Origin of the sequence: Flavobacterium sp. DG2-3, from assembly GCF_030730925.1 — a bacterium.
Lineage (GTDB): Bacteria > Bacteroidota > Bacteroidia > Flavobacteriales > Flavobacteriaceae > Flavobacterium.
In genome coordinates, this window is the sequence record NZ_JAVAMB010000001.1 from 536,725 (window position 1) to 554,231 (window position 17,507).

15 protein-coding genes and 1 tRNA gene are annotated in these 17,507 nt (G+C 31.8%); 10 read left to right on the forward strand and 6 right to left on the reverse strand.

Translation table 11 applies throughout. From position 1 onward, the window contains the following. Positions 1 to 647: 647 nt before the first annotated feature. Positions 648 to 2,765 carry a glutamine--tRNA ligase/YqeY domain fusion protein gene (locus tag Q9Q97_RS02260; protein ID WP_306153997.1) on the reverse strand — a complete coding sequence of 706 codons (2,118 nt, stop codon included), beginning with the start codon at positions 2,763 to 2,765 and terminating at the stop codon, positions 648 to 650. A gap of 107 nt (positions 2,766 to 2,872) precedes the next feature. Here Q9Q97_RS02260 and folB point away from each other — a divergent pair, with 107 nt between their 5' ends. Beyond that, positions 2,873 to 3,232 carry a dihydroneopterin aldolase gene (folB, locus tag Q9Q97_RS02265; RefSeq protein WP_306153998.1) on the forward strand — a complete coding sequence of 120 codons (360 nt, stop codon included), beginning with the start codon at positions 2,873 to 2,875 and terminating at the stop codon, positions 3,230 to 3,232. A 94-nt stretch (positions 3,233 to 3,326) separates the two neighbouring features. After that, positions 3,327 to 3,397, forward strand: a tRNA-Cys gene (locus tag Q9Q97_RS02270). Between the two features lie 272 nt (positions 3,398 to 3,669). Here the strand turns inward: Q9Q97_RS02270 and Q9Q97_RS02275 are convergent. The 3 genes from Q9Q97_RS02275 to rnr are packed head-to-tail and all read right to left on the reverse strand — an operon-like array spanning position 3,670 to position 7,239. After that, positions 3,670 to 4,350, reverse strand: a complete 681-nt coding sequence (locus tag Q9Q97_RS02275; RefSeq protein ID WP_306153999.1) for a LysE family translocator — start codon at positions 4,348 to 4,350, stop codon at positions 3,670 to 3,672. Between the two features lie 14 nt (positions 4,351 to 4,364). Beyond that, the gene (locus tag Q9Q97_RS02280) at positions 4,365 to 5,033 is read right to left on the reverse strand and encodes a head GIN domain-containing protein (RefSeq protein ID WP_306154000.1); all 669 of its coding nucleotides are present in this window, start codon (positions 5,031 to 5,033) and stop codon (positions 4,365 to 4,367) included. A 22-nt stretch (positions 5,034 to 5,055) separates the two neighbouring features. Further along, a complete protein-coding gene (gene rnr / locus Q9Q97_RS02285) occupies positions 5,056 to 7,239 on the reverse strand; it encodes a ribonuclease R (RefSeq protein WP_306154002.1) in 2,184 nt (727 codons plus the stop codon). Between the two features lie 110 nt (positions 7,240 to 7,349). Here rnr and Q9Q97_RS02290 point away from each other — a divergent pair, with 110 nt between their 5' ends. Together Q9Q97_RS02290 and rpiB are read left to right on the forward strand one after the other, a co-directional pair. Further along, positions 7,350 to 7,583, forward strand: a complete 234-nt coding sequence (locus Q9Q97_RS02290; RefSeq protein WP_306154004.1) for a putative signal transducing protein — start codon at positions 7,350 to 7,352, stop codon at positions 7,581 to 7,583. An 812-nt stretch (positions 7,584 to 8,395) separates the two neighbouring features. Further along, on the forward strand, positions 8,396 to 8,827 hold the full coding sequence (gene rpiB, locus Q9Q97_RS02295; protein ID WP_306154006.1) for a ribose 5-phosphate isomerase B: 432 nt from the start codon (positions 8,396 to 8,398) through the stop codon (positions 8,825 to 8,827). A 142-nt stretch (positions 8,828 to 8,969) separates the two neighbouring features. Here the strand turns inward: rpiB and Q9Q97_RS02300 are convergent, their stop codons facing one another. Continuing rightward, entirely contained in the window at positions 8,970 to 9,239 is a 270-nt protein-coding gene (locus Q9Q97_RS02300) for a DUF1294 domain-containing protein (RefSeq protein WP_306154008.1), read from the reverse strand. 114 nt (positions 9,240 to 9,353) lie between these two features. Between Q9Q97_RS02300 and Q9Q97_RS02305 the strand changes: the two genes are divergently transcribed. Next, the gene (locus Q9Q97_RS02305) at positions 9,354 to 11,477 is read left to right on the forward strand and encodes a Tex family protein (protein ID WP_306154009.1); all 2,124 of its coding nucleotides are present in this window, start codon (positions 9,354 to 9,356) and stop codon (positions 11,475 to 11,477) included. 158 nt (positions 11,478 to 11,635) lie between these two features. Here the strand turns inward: Q9Q97_RS02305 and Q9Q97_RS02310 are convergent, their stop codons facing one another. Continuing rightward, positions 11,636 to 11,815 carry a twin-arginine translocase TatA/TatE family subunit gene (locus Q9Q97_RS02310; RefSeq protein WP_008465789.1) on the reverse strand — a complete coding sequence of 60 codons (180 nt, stop codon included), beginning with the start codon at positions 11,813 to 11,815 and terminating at the stop codon, positions 11,636 to 11,638. Positions 11,816 to 12,028: 213 nt separating this feature from the next. On the opposite strand from Q9Q97_RS02310, the gene Q9Q97_RS02315 reads away from it, so the two are divergent. The 5 genes from Q9Q97_RS02315 to Q9Q97_RS02335 all read left to right on the forward strand — a co-directional run bounded on the left by Q9Q97_RS02315 (position 12,029) and on the right by Q9Q97_RS02335 (position 17,477). Continuing rightward, a complete protein-coding gene (locus tag Q9Q97_RS02315) occupies positions 12,029 to 12,535 on the forward strand; it encodes a peptidase (RefSeq protein WP_306154013.1) in 507 nt (168 codons plus the stop codon). Between the two features lie 11 nt (positions 12,536 to 12,546). Then, the gene (locus Q9Q97_RS02320; RefSeq protein ID WP_306154015.1) at positions 12,547 to 14,034 is read left to right on the forward strand and encodes a GH3 auxin-responsive promoter family protein; all 1,488 of its coding nucleotides are present in this window, start codon (positions 12,547 to 12,549) and stop codon (positions 14,032 to 14,034) included. A gap of 212 nt (positions 14,035 to 14,246) precedes the next feature. Next, entirely contained in the window at positions 14,247 to 14,729 is a 483-nt protein-coding gene (locus Q9Q97_RS02325) for a transposase (RefSeq protein WP_306154017.1), read from the forward strand. An 80-nt stretch (positions 14,730 to 14,809) separates the two neighbouring features. Beyond that, on the forward strand, positions 14,810 to 16,489 hold the full coding sequence (locus tag Q9Q97_RS02330; protein WP_306154018.1) for a hypothetical protein: 1,680 nt from the start codon (positions 14,810 to 14,812) through the stop codon (positions 16,487 to 16,489). 7 nt (positions 16,490 to 16,496) lie between these two features. Then, positions 16,497 to 17,477 carry a hypothetical protein gene (locus Q9Q97_RS02335; RefSeq protein WP_306154020.1) on the forward strand — a complete coding sequence of 327 codons (981 nt, stop codon included), beginning with the start codon at positions 16,497 to 16,499 and terminating at the stop codon, positions 17,475 to 17,477. Positions 17,478 to 17,507: the final 30 nt, after the last annotated feature.

The following is a 17,507-nucleotide window of genomic DNA, read 5'->3' on the forward strand; positions in this document are numbered from 1 at the left end:
CTTAAAATTGATGTATGAAGGCTAAAATTAATCTATAAAAACTATTGTTTTTAATTTTACCATCGTTTTTATAAATAATAGTTAAAAACTAAAATTATAAAAATTTAATAATAAAAATTTATTATTATAAAATGGAGGGCAAAAATTAAAAAAATAAGAAAAAACTCTAATTTTAATTATTCGAAAGGAAAATCGAGAATAAAAAGTTAGAAAATTAAAATAAAGAGTTTAAATAAATGAAAATGTAAAAAAGGTCTTCTCTACTCAACTATTTTTTATTTTTGCTTAATATTAATTTATGGAGGTCTATTTTTATCTATAAAATTAATTAAAAATAAAATATTAATAGTTTTTATAAATAATAAATTAAATTGATTAAAAATATAAAATAATATTATTAAAAACTATAAAAATAAATTTAACTGCAAAATCTTAAGACAAAAAAACTAAAAACTAAATTAAAGACTTCTAATAAACTTAAATTTAAAAAATGAATTAGTTATCCAATAAAATTTTATTTTCTATTAAAATCAATTTATGAAAGTCACTTTTAATCTATAAAAATTATAAAATTTAAAATTTTAATAGTAAATCTATATAATAAAAAAAAGCGCTTATAAAAGCGCTTTTCATAAATTTAGTTGATACTACTTCTTCACCATTTCTGAAAGAATTTCAATTTCTCTTTCAGAAGCATTTTTTGGTGGATTTGAATATAATTTCAAAATTTCATCATCGTATTGATTTCTCAAACTTTCACTTTCAATATCTCTTAAATTTAAAAGTGCTTTTGAACGAACATAAGTCGATTCACTTTTTAAAGACATCGAATATAATTTTTTGATATCTTCTTCTTCAAAATCTGTAGATTTCCAGTTTGAATATTTTAAAATAAACTGAGAAAACAACAGCGAAGCCTTATTATTGTTGATATTTTTCTTTAATGAATTCTGTATCAAAGAGAAACTTGATATATTTTTGATGTTCTCTCCTATTGCACTTTCTATTGCAATTCGTTCTGGCTTACTCTCAACTTTAAAATATTTGTTGATTTCCTTCAAAGAATTATTAATGCTGTTTTCCTCTTTTTTACCTTTTTCTTCCCAAGCATCTTTCAATCCAACAGTTTTGTTAAACACTAATTTTGAAGGAGTTGAGTCTTTATCAACAGTAAAATATCCTAAACGTTGAAATTGGAATTTATCTTCGTTTTGAGCTGTTGATAAACTTGGTTCCACATATCCAGTAACAATTTCTAACGAATTTGGATTCACAAAGTCTAAGAAATTTTTCTCTTTATAACTGTCCGGAGCTTCGTCTGTAAACAAACGATCGTATAAACGAACTTCTGCTTCCAAAGCATGTTTGATAGAAACCCAATGCAATGTTCCAGATACTTTTCTTTGGCTTGCTTCTGTCCCACTTCCGCTTAAAGAATCGGTATCATAAGTTACATGAATTTCTGTAATATTACCTGCATCATCTTTGACAACTGATTCTCCTTTAATGATATACGCATTTTTAAGACGCACTTCTTTTCCTAAAGTCAAACGGAAATATTTAGCTGGAGCTTCTTCTAAAAAGTCTTCTCTTTCTATGTATAATTCACGAGAAAAAGGCACTTTTCTGAAACCTGCATTTTCATCTTCCTGGTTATTTTCTGCTTCTAACCACTCCTCTTTTCCTTCTGGATAATTGGTAATTACCAGTTTTACAGGATCTAAAACAGCCATTACACGAGGTGCAATTTTGTTCAAATCTTCACGAATACAGAATTCTAAAACCGATACATTGATCAAATTATCACGTTTTGCAATACCAATTGTATTAGCAAAATTACGTAAAGATGCTGCTGTATAACCACGTCTTCTTAATCCAGAAATGGTTGACATTCTTGGATCATCCCAACCGTTAACATGCTTTTCCTTAACCAGTTGCTGTAATTTTCTTTTACTAACAACGGTATGTGATAAATTACGTCTAGCAAATTCTCTTTGTTTTGGACGCAGTTTATTTTCGTCAAAAATCTGATCTAAAAACCAATCATAAAGTTCACGGTGAGGCAAGAATTCTAAAGTACAAAATGAGTGAGAAATCTGCTCTAAATAATCACTCTGTCCGTGTGCCCAATCGTACATTGGATAGATTTTCCAATCGTCTCCCGTTCTATGGTGATGTTTGTGTAAAATTCTATACATGATTGGATCACGCATTAACATGTTTGTTGATTTCATGTCAATTTTAGCACGAAGAATATGTGTACCAGCCTCAAATTCACCGTTTTTCATTCTTTCAAAAAGATCTAAATTCTCTTCAACAGAACGATTTCTGTACGGACTATCAGTACCTACAGTTGTCGGAGTTCCTTTTTGAGCAGCCATTTCTTCAGAAGTCTGACTGTCAACATAGGCTTTATCTTTTTTAATTAATAAAACAGCCCAATCGTATAATTGTTGGAAATAATCTGAAGCATAACATTCTTCAGCCCAAGTATAACCTAACCATTCAACATCTTTTTTAATTGCATCAACAAATTCCTGTTCTTCTTTTTCTGGATTGGTATCGTCAAAACGTAAATTTACAGGTGACTGATAATCAATTCCTAAACCAAAATTTAACGCAATAGAACTTGCATGCCCAATGTGTAAATAACCATTAGGTTCTGGTGGAAAACGAAAGCGAAGTTTAGTGTTTGAAAGACCTGATTTTACGTCTTCCTCTATGATTTGTTCAATAAAATTGAGTGATTTCTCTTCTGATGCCATTATTTTATAGTAATTTTAGCAAAGATAAAAAAAAGGTTTCAGGTTTCAGTTTTAAAGTTATCTAACTCGCATAAAACCTGAAACTTTAAACGTGAAACAATAAAAAAATGGGAGTTATAAAACTTAAAAATATCCGTACTTTTTCTTACCACGGATGTTTAATTGAAGAAGGAAAAATTGGTTCTGATTACACAGTTGATTTAAAAATTAAAACCAATTTACAGAAATCAGCCGAAACAGATCATCTTTTGGACACGGTAGATTATGTTCATTTGAACAAAATTGTTGCTGAAGAAATGGCAATTCGTTCGCATTTATTAGAACATGTTGCCAAAAGAATCAATATTCGCGTATTAAATGAGATAGAAACTGTAGAAAAAACAACAGTTTGGGTTTCTAAAATTAATCCGCCTATTGGTGGTGATGTTGAATCTGTTACGATAAAAATGACGGAAATTAGAAAGTAATTTTTAAAATTAAAATCTTAAATTTTTAAAATAGTTTATTCGAAACTTTTGAAATTTAAAGATTTTAGTTACTTTTGCCATCCGTTCAAGTAATGGCGTCGTGGCCGAGCGGCTAGGCTGGGCTCTGCAAAAGCTCCTACTCCGGTTCGAATCCGGACGATGCCTCAAAACCTTCAAAGCAATTTGAAGGTTTTTTTATGTTTAATTTTTAGGAAAAATTAATTAAAGATATTGGTTCGAATCCGGACCAACCCTTTAAAAGAGATACAGAAATGTGTCTCTTTTTTTATGCGTCATTGCGAGGAACGAAGCAACCTCCATTATGATAATTACAACGTTGATATGTTAGTGAGATTGCTTCGTTCCTCGCAAGGACTAAACACAAAAAAACCTCTGAAATTCAGAGGTTTAATTTTATAATTTTGAGTTATTAACAACTACTTATTTTCTATTCTTTCGAAGGCATTTTTCACCATTTCCTTTTCTTTTGGAAACCATCCCTGAGTTATTAACACCACTCCAAAAACCATTAAAACGACACTTATTCCTTTCTTAATTTTCAAAATATTATTTGGGGTCAATTTTGATTTTAACTGTTTGGCTAATACTATTTTAATGCAATCGACTAATAAATAAGTAATGATAACCGATGTGAAAAAAGTAAACATTCTTGAATTCACCATTTCTAATTTTGGTCCAACGGAAATAATAACAGCTAACCAAAAACCAAGAACTCCGATGTTGATAACGTTTAAAATAAACCCTTTTATAAACAAACTTCCGTAATTTCTTTTTATAATATCACGATCAATTTCTTCGGCATCCATTTTTTCATCATTCTTTAATCTTACGAAAGAAATAATGCCGTAAGCCAGCATGATAATTCCGCCAAAAATAAACAATGCCGGTTTATCTTTTAAACTCTGAATAAGTCTGTAACTTCCTAAGTATGCGATTCCTATAAAGAAAATATCACCTAAAACAACACCTAAATCAAAAGCCATTGCGGCTCTAAATCCTTTAGTAATACTGGTTTCAATTAGTATAAAAAATACTGGACCCACCATAAAACTTAGAAAAAGTCCCCATGGAAGTCCAGTTAGTATATCATTTATCATTCAAATACAATTAATTACTTTACTTCTTCGATTTTACCGCCAAAAACTGTTTTTTGGTTTATCTGCTTTGGTTTTCCATAAATGTAAATAGAGCCTCCTGCGCTCACTTTTGCATCTACAAGAGTAGAAGCATTAACATCTGCTTTTCCGCCCGCAGAAACGCTTACAGTGGTCTGAGAAGTATTTAATTTACTTGCTAGCAAATATCCGCCAGCTCCTAAACTTGCAACCTGGTTTTCTGCTTTTCCTGTTAAGGTGATCGAACCTCCTGAAACAGAGCTTACTTTAAGCTTATCAACATTTAAATCAACATTTATAAGTCCGCCTTCCTGAGCACTTACTTTAAAAGAAGTAGCTTTAATAGTTTCGCTGCTTTTTGCTTCTGCTCCTTCATTCACATCAATCAATTCGATGTGTTTGTAATACAAAGTAATATCAAGATCATTTCCAGAAAGCAATTTTGGAAAAGGCATTCTTAGTTTCAAAATACCATTTTTATTGACTGCTTCTACTTCTGCTTCTCTCGCTCCTTTTATAACAATTTTATTTTCAGATGACTGAACTAATTTTACACTTAATTTATCAAATACTTTTACGGTATCAAAATCTCCCAACTCTTTGGTAACCTGACCAAAAGACATTTGTACAAATAAAATTGCAGCACCAATAATTAGCTTTTTCATACTTTTATTTTTAAATTAATATTTATTCTGCTCTTCTTAAAAAATGAAAATCCAGCTGTTTTTTAACTAAATCTGCATTTTTTACTTTAACATAAATTTCGTCTCCTAATTGCAATAATCGGTTTGAAGTAGCTCCAACCAATGCATATTGCCTTTCGTCAAAAGTATAGTAATCTTCTTTTATCTCTCTGATTCTTACCATTCCTTCGCATTTATTAGAAACGATTTCAACATAAATTCCCCATTCTGTAACACCAGAAATAACGCCAAGGAATTCTTCATCCTGATGATCCTGCATGTATTTAACCTGCATGTATTTGATACTGTCACGTTCCGCATTTGTAGCTAAACTTTCCATATTAGAACAATGCAGACATTTGGTTTCATAGGTTTCTTCATCTACAGAAGCACCACCATCCAGATAAAATTGTAACAAACGATGCACCATTACGTCTGGATAACGTCGAATTGGCGATGTAAAATGGCTGTAATAATCAAAAGCCAAACCATAATGCCCGATATTATCTGTCGAATATTTAGCTTTACTCATACTTCTAATGGCAAGAGTATCAATAAGATTTTGTTCTTTCTTACCATTTACTTCTTCCATCAAAGCATTTATCGATTTTGCGATATCACCTTTTGTTCTAAAATCAATTTTATAACCAAATTTAGCAATAACTTGCTGCATAGCAATCAGTTTATCTTCATTTGGTTCGTCGTGAATACGGTAAACAAAGGTTTTCTTTTGTTTTCCAATATATTCAGCCACTTTTCTATTAGCTAAAAGCATAAATTCTTCAATCAGATGATTGGCATCTTTTGAAACTTTAAAATAAACGCCTTCAGGTTCACCTTCAGCATTCAAATTGAATTTCACTTCAACTTTATCAAAAGAAATAGCCCCTTGCTGCATTCTTTTCTTTCTTAGAATTTTAGCTAATTCGTCTAATTTTAAAGTAGCTTCAACTATTTCGTCTGAAACAACATACGATTCTCCAGTAATAGAAATATCAACTGGAATGGTATTATTTCCTTTAGTTTCAATAATATGTTGTGCTTCTTCATAAGCAAAACGCTGATCTGAATAAATTACTGTTCTTCCAAACCATTGGTTAATAACCTGAGCTGTTGGAGAAACTTCAAATATGGCAGAGAAAGTATATTTCTCTTCATTCGGACGAAGCGAACAAGCAAAGTTAGACAATACTTCTGGAAGCATTGGCACTACCCTATCCACCAAATAAACCGAAGTTGCTCTTTGATAGGCTTCATCATCTAGAATTGTTCCTTCTTCCAAATAATACGAAACATCGGCAATATGAATACCAATTTCAAAATTACCGTTTTCTAACTTTTTGAAAGACAATGCATCATCAAAATCTTTGGCATCTTTTGGATCTATCGTAAACGTAAGTGTATCACGCATATCACGACGTTTGGCAATCTCAGATTCCTGAATTGAAGTATCTAATTTTTGTGCAAAAACTTCTACTTCTACCGGAAAATCTGCAGGCAAACCATACTCAGCTAAAATAGCATGAATCTCTGTATTATGTTCACCCGGTTTTCCAAGTACTCGAATTACAGATCCGAACGGGCTGTCAGCTCTTTTTGGCCAGTCTTCAATCTTGACTAAAACTACATCACCGTTCTCTGCTTCTCCCAATTTATCTTTCGGAATAAAAATATCCGTGTACATTTTAGGATTTGCAGTAGAAACAAATGCAAAATTTGGCTGCATATCAATAACACCTACAAATTCTGTTTTGTCTCTTTCGATAACTTCAATTACTTCACCTTCAGGTCTTTTTCCTTTTCTTCTGTTATAAACGTAAACTTTAACTTTATCTTTATCTAAAGCACGATTCAAATTATTGGTCGGAATAAAAACATCTTCTTCAAATTCATCACAAATAAAATATGCCGTTTTTCTGCTCGTCATATCTATCGTTCCTTCGTAGTAGTCCTGACTTACTGCTTTAATTAAGTATTTTCCAGGTTCTGTTTCTATAATCTTCTTTTGAGCTGCAAGAATTTTCAAATCTTTTATAATCTGATTTCTGCTTTTTGTATCGTCTAATTCTAGCTTTGCTCCTATTTGTTTATAATTGAATGGTTTATTAGCATGTTGCGATAAAATCTTAAGTATTTTTCCAGAGAAATCTTTCTCTTTCTTTATCGGCTTTCTAATTTTCTTACTCATATATCTTTTCTAATAAGGCTTAAAATTACAAATAAGATATCAGATAATACTTTTTAACAAATAGAATTATTAAAAATATAACTTTTCGTACATTTACAAAAAGACCTAATATGGAAAGCTTTAAAACGATCGCCGTATTCAATTATCTGCACGAAACCGTGGTTCTCAAACACTTACTGGAACAAGAAGGAATCCCCTATTTTTTCGAAAACGAAATGACGCTTTCCGTTATACCGCTTTACTCCAATGCACTGGGCGGAATCAAACTCAAAGTACATCCAAACGATTTCGAACAAGTTCAAGAAATTTTGGACAATCTCAACAATCCGCTTAAAATCGTCTGAAACAAAAATTCAAAAGAGAATCGATTCAGAAAAATTCAATTCAAAAAATAAAATTTTTCATTTTAAACTTTTTTAGTTTTCAACATATATTAAATACAACAAAAAAGATTTTTAAAAATTTAAAAAAATTTGTTGGTTATTATAGTGTGTTAATATGTCGAATAAATTTTTTTTTGAAGTCATTGAAATCTCGTTTTACTTATTTATTCTGAGTTATTAACATAGTTATTTTTAGTTAAATGATTAATTTATAAGACTTTTTGTATTTTAATTAACAACGGTTGACAACCAAAAATGAATTCATTTTGTAGATAAGTTGATATGTTGATTTCTGTTGAAAATGACATTTTTGGTATTGATAACTTTTCCAAAAATTCACGAAACTTTTCTTGCGTATTTAAAACCTATTTTGGATTAAGCATTTTTCTTAAATAACCAAAAAATAGTTCTAATTTTCTTTTCGAACTTATTAACATTTTCTGTTAACTTAAAGTTAACTGAATATCAACGAATTAGAAATCCATATTAACATCTCAAAATTTTAACAAATATTCTGATTATTATTTATTGATTGTGAGATACTTATGAAGTTGTTAAAATTATTAATAAGTGATAAGATATTGGTATCAAGTGCTTTATATATTTGGTTTTTATAGCCAAGAATTTTACGAATGTACACTAATTATAATTTTAGATTTTAATAATGTTTAAAACTCTTGAGAATAAAAGAAATTAGTGAAAATTACTTCAATTTGTGGCAAACCTATATTAATTAAGTAAATTTGCAGTACACAACTTAATAGTATTAAAAAATGAAAATTTCGATAGGAAACGATCACGCAGGGCCAGAATATAAAAAAGCAATTGTTGAAATGCTTAAAGCAAAAGGATATGAGGTAACTAACTATGGTACAGATACAGATGCTTCTGTAGATTATCCAGATTTTGGACATCCTGTTGCGAATGATGTATCTGAAGGAAAAGCTGATTTTGGAATCGTAATCTGCGGAAGCGGTAACGGAATCGCGATGACTGTTAATAAACACCCTAAAGTGAGAGCTGGTTTATGCTGGACTAAAGAAATTGCTTATTTAACGCGTTTACATAATGATGCAAACATTGTGAGTATTCCGGCGAGATACACCTCTATTGCACAAGCGGTAGAAATTGTTGAAACTTTCCTTGATACAGCTTTTGAAGGAGGAAGACACCAAAATAGAGTGAATAAAATCGCTTGTTCGTAAAAAAGTCAAAAAAATTCGGTGCTTCGCACCTTATAAAAAAGCAAACCGGGCGGATTTTTTTAAATCTTTCCGGTTTTTTATTTAATATATTTAAAATCAATTAATTAAATATAAAATTTGTAGTTATTAACAATGTTGATATCTATATTTTATGACTGAATTTTAAATAAATAACGACAATCTGAATTAAAATAATTCCGGCAAACTTTACAATAAAAGAAGTTTTAGCCGTTTTATGTCTAAAGAGTAACATTGCTGTTAATAACCCGATTGTTCCGCCGATAAAAGCAATGAAAAATAGCGTATTTTCTGGGATTCGGCGTTTTTGTTTGCGAGCGAGAAATTTGTCGTAACCCGCAATTATAAACTCAAGAACATTTATAATTAAAAAATATAGTAATAAAACTTCCATTGGCTAAAAAATAGAAACAAAGATATTATTTTAGCCATCCGAATGATGTCTGTTTAAGTTTTAAAATAAACAGAAAATGTCATTTTATAAACAAGAAATTATTTCATTAAATCTATGACTAATATTCAATTTATTGCCAAGTCTGTACAGGCGCCGGCTGTTAGTATTCAAAACACGGTAAAACTTTTAGAAGAAGATTGTACAATTCCGTTTATCTCTCGTTACCGAAAAGACGCAACGGGAAATCTTGATGAAACTGTAATTGAAGCTATTGCAAAATTGCAAAAAGAATACGATACGCTTATTAAACGTAAAGAAGCAGTTTTAAAATCTATTGAAGAGCAAAAAGCGCTTACTCCAGATTTGAAGAAAAAGATTGAAGATAGTTTTGATTTACAGGAAATTGAAGATTTCTATCTTCCGTATAAAAAGAAGAAAAAAACAAAGGCAGATGTTGCCCGTGAATTTGGATTGGAGCCTTTGGCTAAATTAATAATGTCTGAAAGTGATGCCGATTTCGATTTTATTTCGACACAATATTTAAATGAAAATGTAATTAACGAAGAAGCCGCAATTCAAGGCGCGAGAGATATTGTAGCTGAATGGATCAACGAGAATATTTATGTTCGTAAACAGCTTCGTAGATTGTTTCAGCGAAAAGCTACTATTGGAACTAAAGTTGTTAAAAAGAAAGCGGAGGAAGAAGGAGCGCAGAAATTTAGCCAGTATTTTGATTGGGAAGAGCCGTTAACAAAAGCACCGGCGCATCGTTTGTTAGCGATGCTTCGAGCAGAAAATGAAGGTTTTATCAAAATGAAAATCGATGTTGATATCGATGATGCCTACGATGTTATCGACGAAATCATTATTAAAAAACAAAATAATTCTACAGCACACTTACAGCTGGCGATTGAAGACAGTTACAAGCGTTTATTGAATCCAGCAATTGGAAACGAGACTTTACAAGAAGCAAAAGCAAAAGCAGATGCAAATTCTATTCAGGTTTTCGCTAACAATTTAGGGCAGTTACTATTAGCACCGCCGTTGGGAGAAAAACGAATTTTGGCAATCGATCCAGGTTTTAGAAGCGGTTGTAAAGTAGTATGTCTGGACGAAAAAGGCGATTTGTTATACAACGAAACCATTTATCCGCACGCGCCTCAAAATGAGGAAACAATGGCGATTAAAAAAATCCGTTCGATGGTAAATGCGTATCAGATTGATGCGATTTCTATCGGAAACGGAACTGCTTCGAGAGAAACTGAATTTTTCATCAAAAAAATCGCGTTCGACAAGCCGATTCAGGTTTTTGTAGTTTCTGAGGCTGGAGCTTCTGTATATTCGGCTTCAAAAATTGCGAGAGAAGAATTTCCTAATTATGATGTAACCGTTCGTGGTTCGGTTTCGATTGGAAGACGACTTTCTGATCCGTTGGCCGAATTGGTGAAAATCGACCCAAAAGCGATTGGAGTAGGGCAGTATCAGCATGATGTTGACCAAACTAAATTAAAAGAAGAATTGGACAGCACCGTAATTCGTTGCGTAAACTCAGTTGGAATTAACATTAACACAGCGAGTAAACATTTGCTAAGTTATGTGAGTGGAATCGGGGAGAAGCTTGCTGAAAACATTGTTCAATATCGTTCTGAAAACGGACCTTTTGAAGATAGAAAACAGCTGAAAAAAGTGCCCCGTTTAGGAGACAAAGCGTATCAGCAAGGGGCAGCGTTTATTAGAATTACAAATGCTAAAAATCCGCTGGATAATTCTGCAGTGCATCCAGAGGCTTATCCAGTTGTGGAGAAGATGGCGAAAGATTTGAATATTTCTCTAAACGACTTAATTGCCAATAAAGAAAAAACAGCGCTTATTAAGCCAGAAAAGTATGTTACGCCAGAAATTGGTTTATTAACGCTAAAAGATATCATTAAAGAGCTTGAAAAACCAGGATTGGACCCAAGAAAGTCTGCGAAGGTTTTTGAATTCGACGCCAACGTAAAATCGATCAAAGATTTGAAAACGGGAATGATTTTACCAGGTATTGTTAATAACATTACCAACTTTGGCTGTTTTGTGGATATCGGAATCAAAGAAAGCGGATTGGTTCACATTTCTCAGTTAAAAGCCGGATTTGTGAGTGACGTAAATGAAGTGGTAAAATTGCACCAGCATGTTGATGTTAAGGTTACTGAAGTTGATGAAGATAGAAAGAGAATTCAGTTGACGATGGTACTTTAAAAATTCAAAAAAATAAATTCTAAATTCCAATATTACTGGAATTGTTAATAAAAACGCCTAAATTACAATTGTAGTTAGGCGTTTTTATTTTTCATTATAGATATAAAAAATCCCAAACTACGATTGCAGTTTGGGATTTAATAAGCTTTTCGAATTTATTATTTCGTTTCTTCCTCTTGTTTTTTAGAAGCAGCAGGTTGATCGTCTTTAGCAGCGTTTTTAAATTCCTTAATTCCGCTTCCTAAACCTTTCATTAATTCTGGAATTTTTTTACCTCCAAAAAGTAAAATCACAATACCTACGATAACAAGGATTTCTGTAAGACCTAATCTTCCCATGACTATTATATTTAATGCCGAAGCAAATTGTTTTTCTTAATTATTCCGCAAAGGTATATAGAAATATACGAAATAGAAGTATTTTTAGTTTAAAATATTTGTATTAGACCACGTTAAATATTTTATAAAATCGTAAATTATAGCTCTTCATAAAATTTTTCGACTAAATATCATGACGATTAATTACTATATTTGCTAGCATAAAGAAGGATAATGACTAAAAAAAAGAAAAAGAATTTTAGGAAAAAACTGTTCATTAAAAACCGTTTAGTTATTTTAAATGAGGAGACTTTTGAAGAGTTATTTTCTTTGAGGCTTACTTTAATGAATGTTTTCGTAACGTTTACTCTTGGCGGAATATTTCTAATTTTGGTTACTACTTTCATTATTGCTTTTACTCCGCTTCGCGAATTTATTCCGGGATATTCTTCTACAGAATTGAAAAGAAATGCCACAAGACTGGCCATTAAATCAGATTCTTTAGAAACGGCTTTAAAACAAAATGAAGCTTATATAAAAGGGATTCAAAGAGTTTTAAAGGGAGAATTAGAATATTCAAAATTTAATAAAGATTCTATACTAGCAGAATCTGTAGAAGATGCTTCAGATGTAAATATGAAAGCTTCGGAGGCTGAGATAAAATTAAGAGAAGACGTTGCCGAAACAGAAAAAGAACTAAAAGCAAAATCTCAAGACAAAAAGAAAAGTGATAAAAAATAATACCACTGAAAATGTCAATTAAGTCAATTGCGGCAAAAATATTTGCTAAAAAAATATACAATAAAACGCGTAAATGGGCTAGCAAGCCAGTTGAAACTCAGCAAAAGGTTTTTGAAAATTTAATTGAAAGTGCCCAAAACACCGAATTTGGAAAAGATCATCATTTCAATGAAATAAAAACTTTCGAAGATTTTCAGAAACGAGTTCCTGTAAGAGATTATGAAGATTTAAAGCCTTATGTTGAAAAGGTTGTAAAAGGAGAATCGGATATTTTATGGAAAGGAAAACCATTGTATTTTGCTAAAACTTCGGGAACCACTTCGGGAGCAAAATATATTCCGTTGACCAAAGAATCAATGCCTTATCATATAGAAGCGGCGCGAAATGCGATCTTGCATTATGTCCATGAAACTGGAAAAGCCGATTTTGTTGACGGAAAAATGATCTTTCTGCAGGGAAGTCCAATTTTAACGGAGAAATACGGAATTAAATTTGGAAGACTTTCTGGAATCGTAGCTCATTTTGTTCCTAAATATCTTCAGAAAAACAGAATGCCATCTTGGGAAACTAATTGTATTGAAGATTGGGAAACGAAAGTAGATGCGATTGTAGACGAAACGATAAAAGAAGATATGTCTGTTATTTCTGGAATTCCGTCTTGGGTACAAATGTATTTTGAGCGTTTGGAAAAGAAAAGCGGAGGGAAGAAAATAGGCAAGATATTCAAAAACTTTAATCTGTTTATTTACGGAGGAGTTAACTACGAGCCGTATCGCGCCAAATTTGAAAATATGATTGGCCGAAAAGTAGACAGTATAGAGTTATTTCCGGCTTCTGAAGGATTTTTTGCGTATCAGGATTCGCAGAAAGAAAAAGGAATGTTGCTGTTACTGAATTCAGGTATTTTCTACGAATTTATAAAAGCTGATGAATTTTTTACCGAAAATCCAAAAGTATATACAATCGGTGAGGTTGAGGTGGGAGTAAATTATGTGCTGATTATTTCTACGAATGCGGGACTTTGGCGCTATAATATTGGCGATACTGTTCAGTTTACATCTTTGGCTCCGTATCGAGTTATAGTTTCTGGACGTATCAAACATTACATTTCGGCTTTTGGAGAACACGTAATTGCCAATGAAGTTGAAAATGCAATGAAAGAAGCAGTTGCAGAAACTAATATTGTTATTAACGAATTTACTGTGGCACCGCAAATTACGCCTGCCAGCGGATTACCTTATCATGAATGGCTGATTGAATTTGAAAGAGAGCCAGACAATTTTGACGCTTTCGCGGAAGCGTTAGACAATTCGATGCGAAAACAAAATATTTATTACGACGATTTAATTACAGGAAATGTGTTGCGAAAAGTTGTGATCACAAAGGTCTCCAAAAATGGATTTCAGGAATATATGAAATCGCAAGGAAAATTGGGAGGTCAAAATAAAATACCGAGATTGTCGAACGACAGAAATATTGCGGATAATCTTACAAAATAAAACAATATTTCCAAGATTATGCAGTTATTTATCCAATGAATTTGAGATGGATAAGTAAAGGAAAATTAATGAGTCAAGGAAAGTTTCAAAATAAATATCGTATTTCGTCAATAAGAGCCCAATGATGGGATTATGGTTGGAACGGAGCGTATTTTATAACAATTTGTACACAGGACAGAAAACATTATTTTGGAGAAATTCAAAATAATAAAATGGTTTTATCAGAAGTTGGCATTATTGCCGATTTATTGTGGCATCAAATTCCGATGCACCATAAAAATGTAGAATTGGGCGATTTTGTGGTCATGCCAAATCATATTCACGGAATTTTGATTATTGATAAACAAAATAATATCGATTTGGATAACGTGAATAATATGAATGATGCGAACGATGTAGATACAGGGCATGCCCTGTATCTACCACCGCCGTCACCGATCATAACGTTTGAAAAACCAGGTTCGCAACGTTTTCAAAACATTGGAAAAAACACCATTTCGTCTATTGTTGGATCCTATAAATCTGCGGTAACCAAACATGCCAATAGATTAGGATATCCGCATCAATGGCAAAAATTATTTTATGACAATATCATTAGAAGCAATAATGATTATCAAAGAATTTCTGATTATATTGTTTCAAATCCCGAAAATTGGGTAAAGGATAAATTTAAAACAGAAGATAAATCAAAATAAAAATGATTTTTTAAAAAATAATGTTGTAGATACAAGGTATGCACTGTATTTGCTTACATTTGAGTTATAAATTAAATAGAATGAAAGAAACCAAACATATATCAAGATCAAGAGCGCAGGAATCTTCTGCGGCTATTGAAAAAATGTACATTACAATGCGCCATTTATTCAACCGTGGGTTTTACAAACCAATGGGAGTTTCGGGCGATAGTTTAAGAGAATCATTATTGGCATTACGCCCAGAAATTTACGGAAATATAGCCGAAGAAAAAGTGGAACTTAACGGGCTTTTGTACGTTATAGAACGTCTTCCAATCGGAATTGAGCAGTGCCGTTTTATCAATTTAACGTCAGACGAAGGATATTCTAAATCGCATTTTCAGCCAATTGTTCCTCCAAAAAGAAGAAGAAACTGTTACAGAATAGACGAGGAGCAAATGAATGTTGAAATCACACGCGGGCGTTCAGATATTTATGATATCCTGACACATTTGACTTTTATTTTTATCGAATCTCATAAAATTAAAAATAGAGTTTTAATAGACGATGGAGGAGAGGTTTCGCGCGATTGGCAAAAACTGGAGCAAGCTGTGATGCAGACCAAAAAGCTTTCTTTGGTAGAAAAAGAAAAAGCTATTTCGCACGTTGCAAATATTTTGGCTAGAACTTTTGAGGAAGTTTTAGATATTTATGACGCTTTCGGTTCTGAAACTGCACCAGATCGTTTTCTGCATGTTATTTATTGGTTAGGAAAATTAGCGATTGAAGAAATTGTTGAAAACAATAAACGTACAATTACTTTTAGTCCTGTTTTACGTGAGCGTTTGGGACATCATATTCACGGAGAAATCTGGGCAACTAACATAAAAGAAGTTTTAAAGGCAAACGATTTGCTAAAAAGACCAATTCACGTCATTAGTGCGAACATGCATAGCGTGATGAATTCGATTTTTGCAACTCCATTGTTAAAAACAAAATATAAAGGAAAAACAGATTTCTTTATTTATGAAGAATTAAGCGCTTCGGGTTCAAAAGAAATTAGAACTCAAGTAGAAGATTTGGCTATTAAAAACGGAATGATTTCGTTACCAGATACTTCTGGAACTAATATCGATGTTCAGATTTTTGATACAGCCAAAGTTGACTGGTCAAAAACAGCATTTTCTCATGCGAATGTGGGCGAAGAAAAACCAGTCATAATAGTAATGGATTATGCTTTTGGCGAACAGGCTTACGAAACCATCGATGAGCTTTTAAAACCGTTTAAAAAAGAAACTTTACTAAATGTAAAATCGGTTTCTATAATGGGTAAAGCCGGAATTCTAGAAGGTGGAAAAGGCGATATCATGATTCCGACAGCACATATCAACGAGGGGACAGCGGATAATTATTTCTTTGAAAATGAATTAACTGGCTCGATGTTCGAAGGAAATGAAATTGATATTTATGAAGGAGCAATGGTTACCGTTTTAGGAACTTCGCTGCAAAACAGAGATTTATTGAAATTTTTCCATGAATCAACTTGGGGCGTAATCGGTCTTGAAATGGAAGGATCATATTACCAAAAAGCAATTCAGTCAGCATCAAAAATTAGAAAAAGCGTACCGCACGATATTAAGGTTCGTTATGCGTATTACGCTTCAGATAATCCGTTAGAAACTGGAAGTACACTGGCTTCTGGAGGTTTAGGAACAACTGGCGTAAAACCTACTTATTTGATTACGATTAAAATTTTAGAACAGATTTTCAATATAAAATAAATTGTAAATGAGTACAAAAGTACCGCAGAATTTGGAAGATCAGGAGATTGATTTGGTGCAGATTTCCAAAAAAATAAGTAATTTTTTTGGAAGAATAAACAGTTCTATTTTTAGAACGATTCAATTTTTTCTGAGAAATTGGATTATAGTTTTAGTTTTGGTTGTATCTGGTTTTGCAATTGGTTGGTATTTGGATTCAACAAGAAAAACGTACAGTAATCAAATTATTGTAGAACCCAATTTTGAAAGTGTAGATTATTTGTATTCCAAAATTGATTTGTTACAGTCTAAAGTAATTTCAAATGATACCGTTTTTCTCAAAAATGTGGTTGGCGTTAAAAAGCCAAAACTGATCAAAAAAATTCAAATTAGACCCATTGTTGAAGCCTATAAATTGGTAGAGAACAAAGAGCGTAATTTTCAATTACTGGAACTTATGGCTGAGAATGGTGATATCAACAAAATATTAGTAGACACTATAACTAGTAAAAATTACCGATATCACACTATTTCTTTAATAACTAGTGAAGTGGGAAATGACAAGGAATTTGTTGCCCCAATCTTGATTTTTTTAAATGATTCTGAACATTTTAATGCCATTCAGAAAATAGAATTAAAAAATTTGGAAGCTAGTATTGTTCAAAATGATTCTATAATTAAACAGATTAATACATTTTTAAGCAATTTTTCGGATAAAACTAATGGATCTCCAAAGAATAATAGTCTAGTATATTATAATGAAAACACACAGTTGAATGATCTGATTAAGACAAAACAGGGATTAATCGAAGAACAAGGAAGAAACAGATTAAAACTGGTTAGTTATCAAAATACAATTAAAGAAATTGGAAGGATTATTAATGTTGAAAGTAAAAAATCGATTAATAGTAAATTAAAATTCTATATTCCATTTATATTCCTGATTGGTTTTATCGGAATGGTATTGGTTAGAAGATTTTATAATAAGCAAAAGGCACTTCATTCTTAATTACTTCTATTTTAAATAGTTATTTATTAT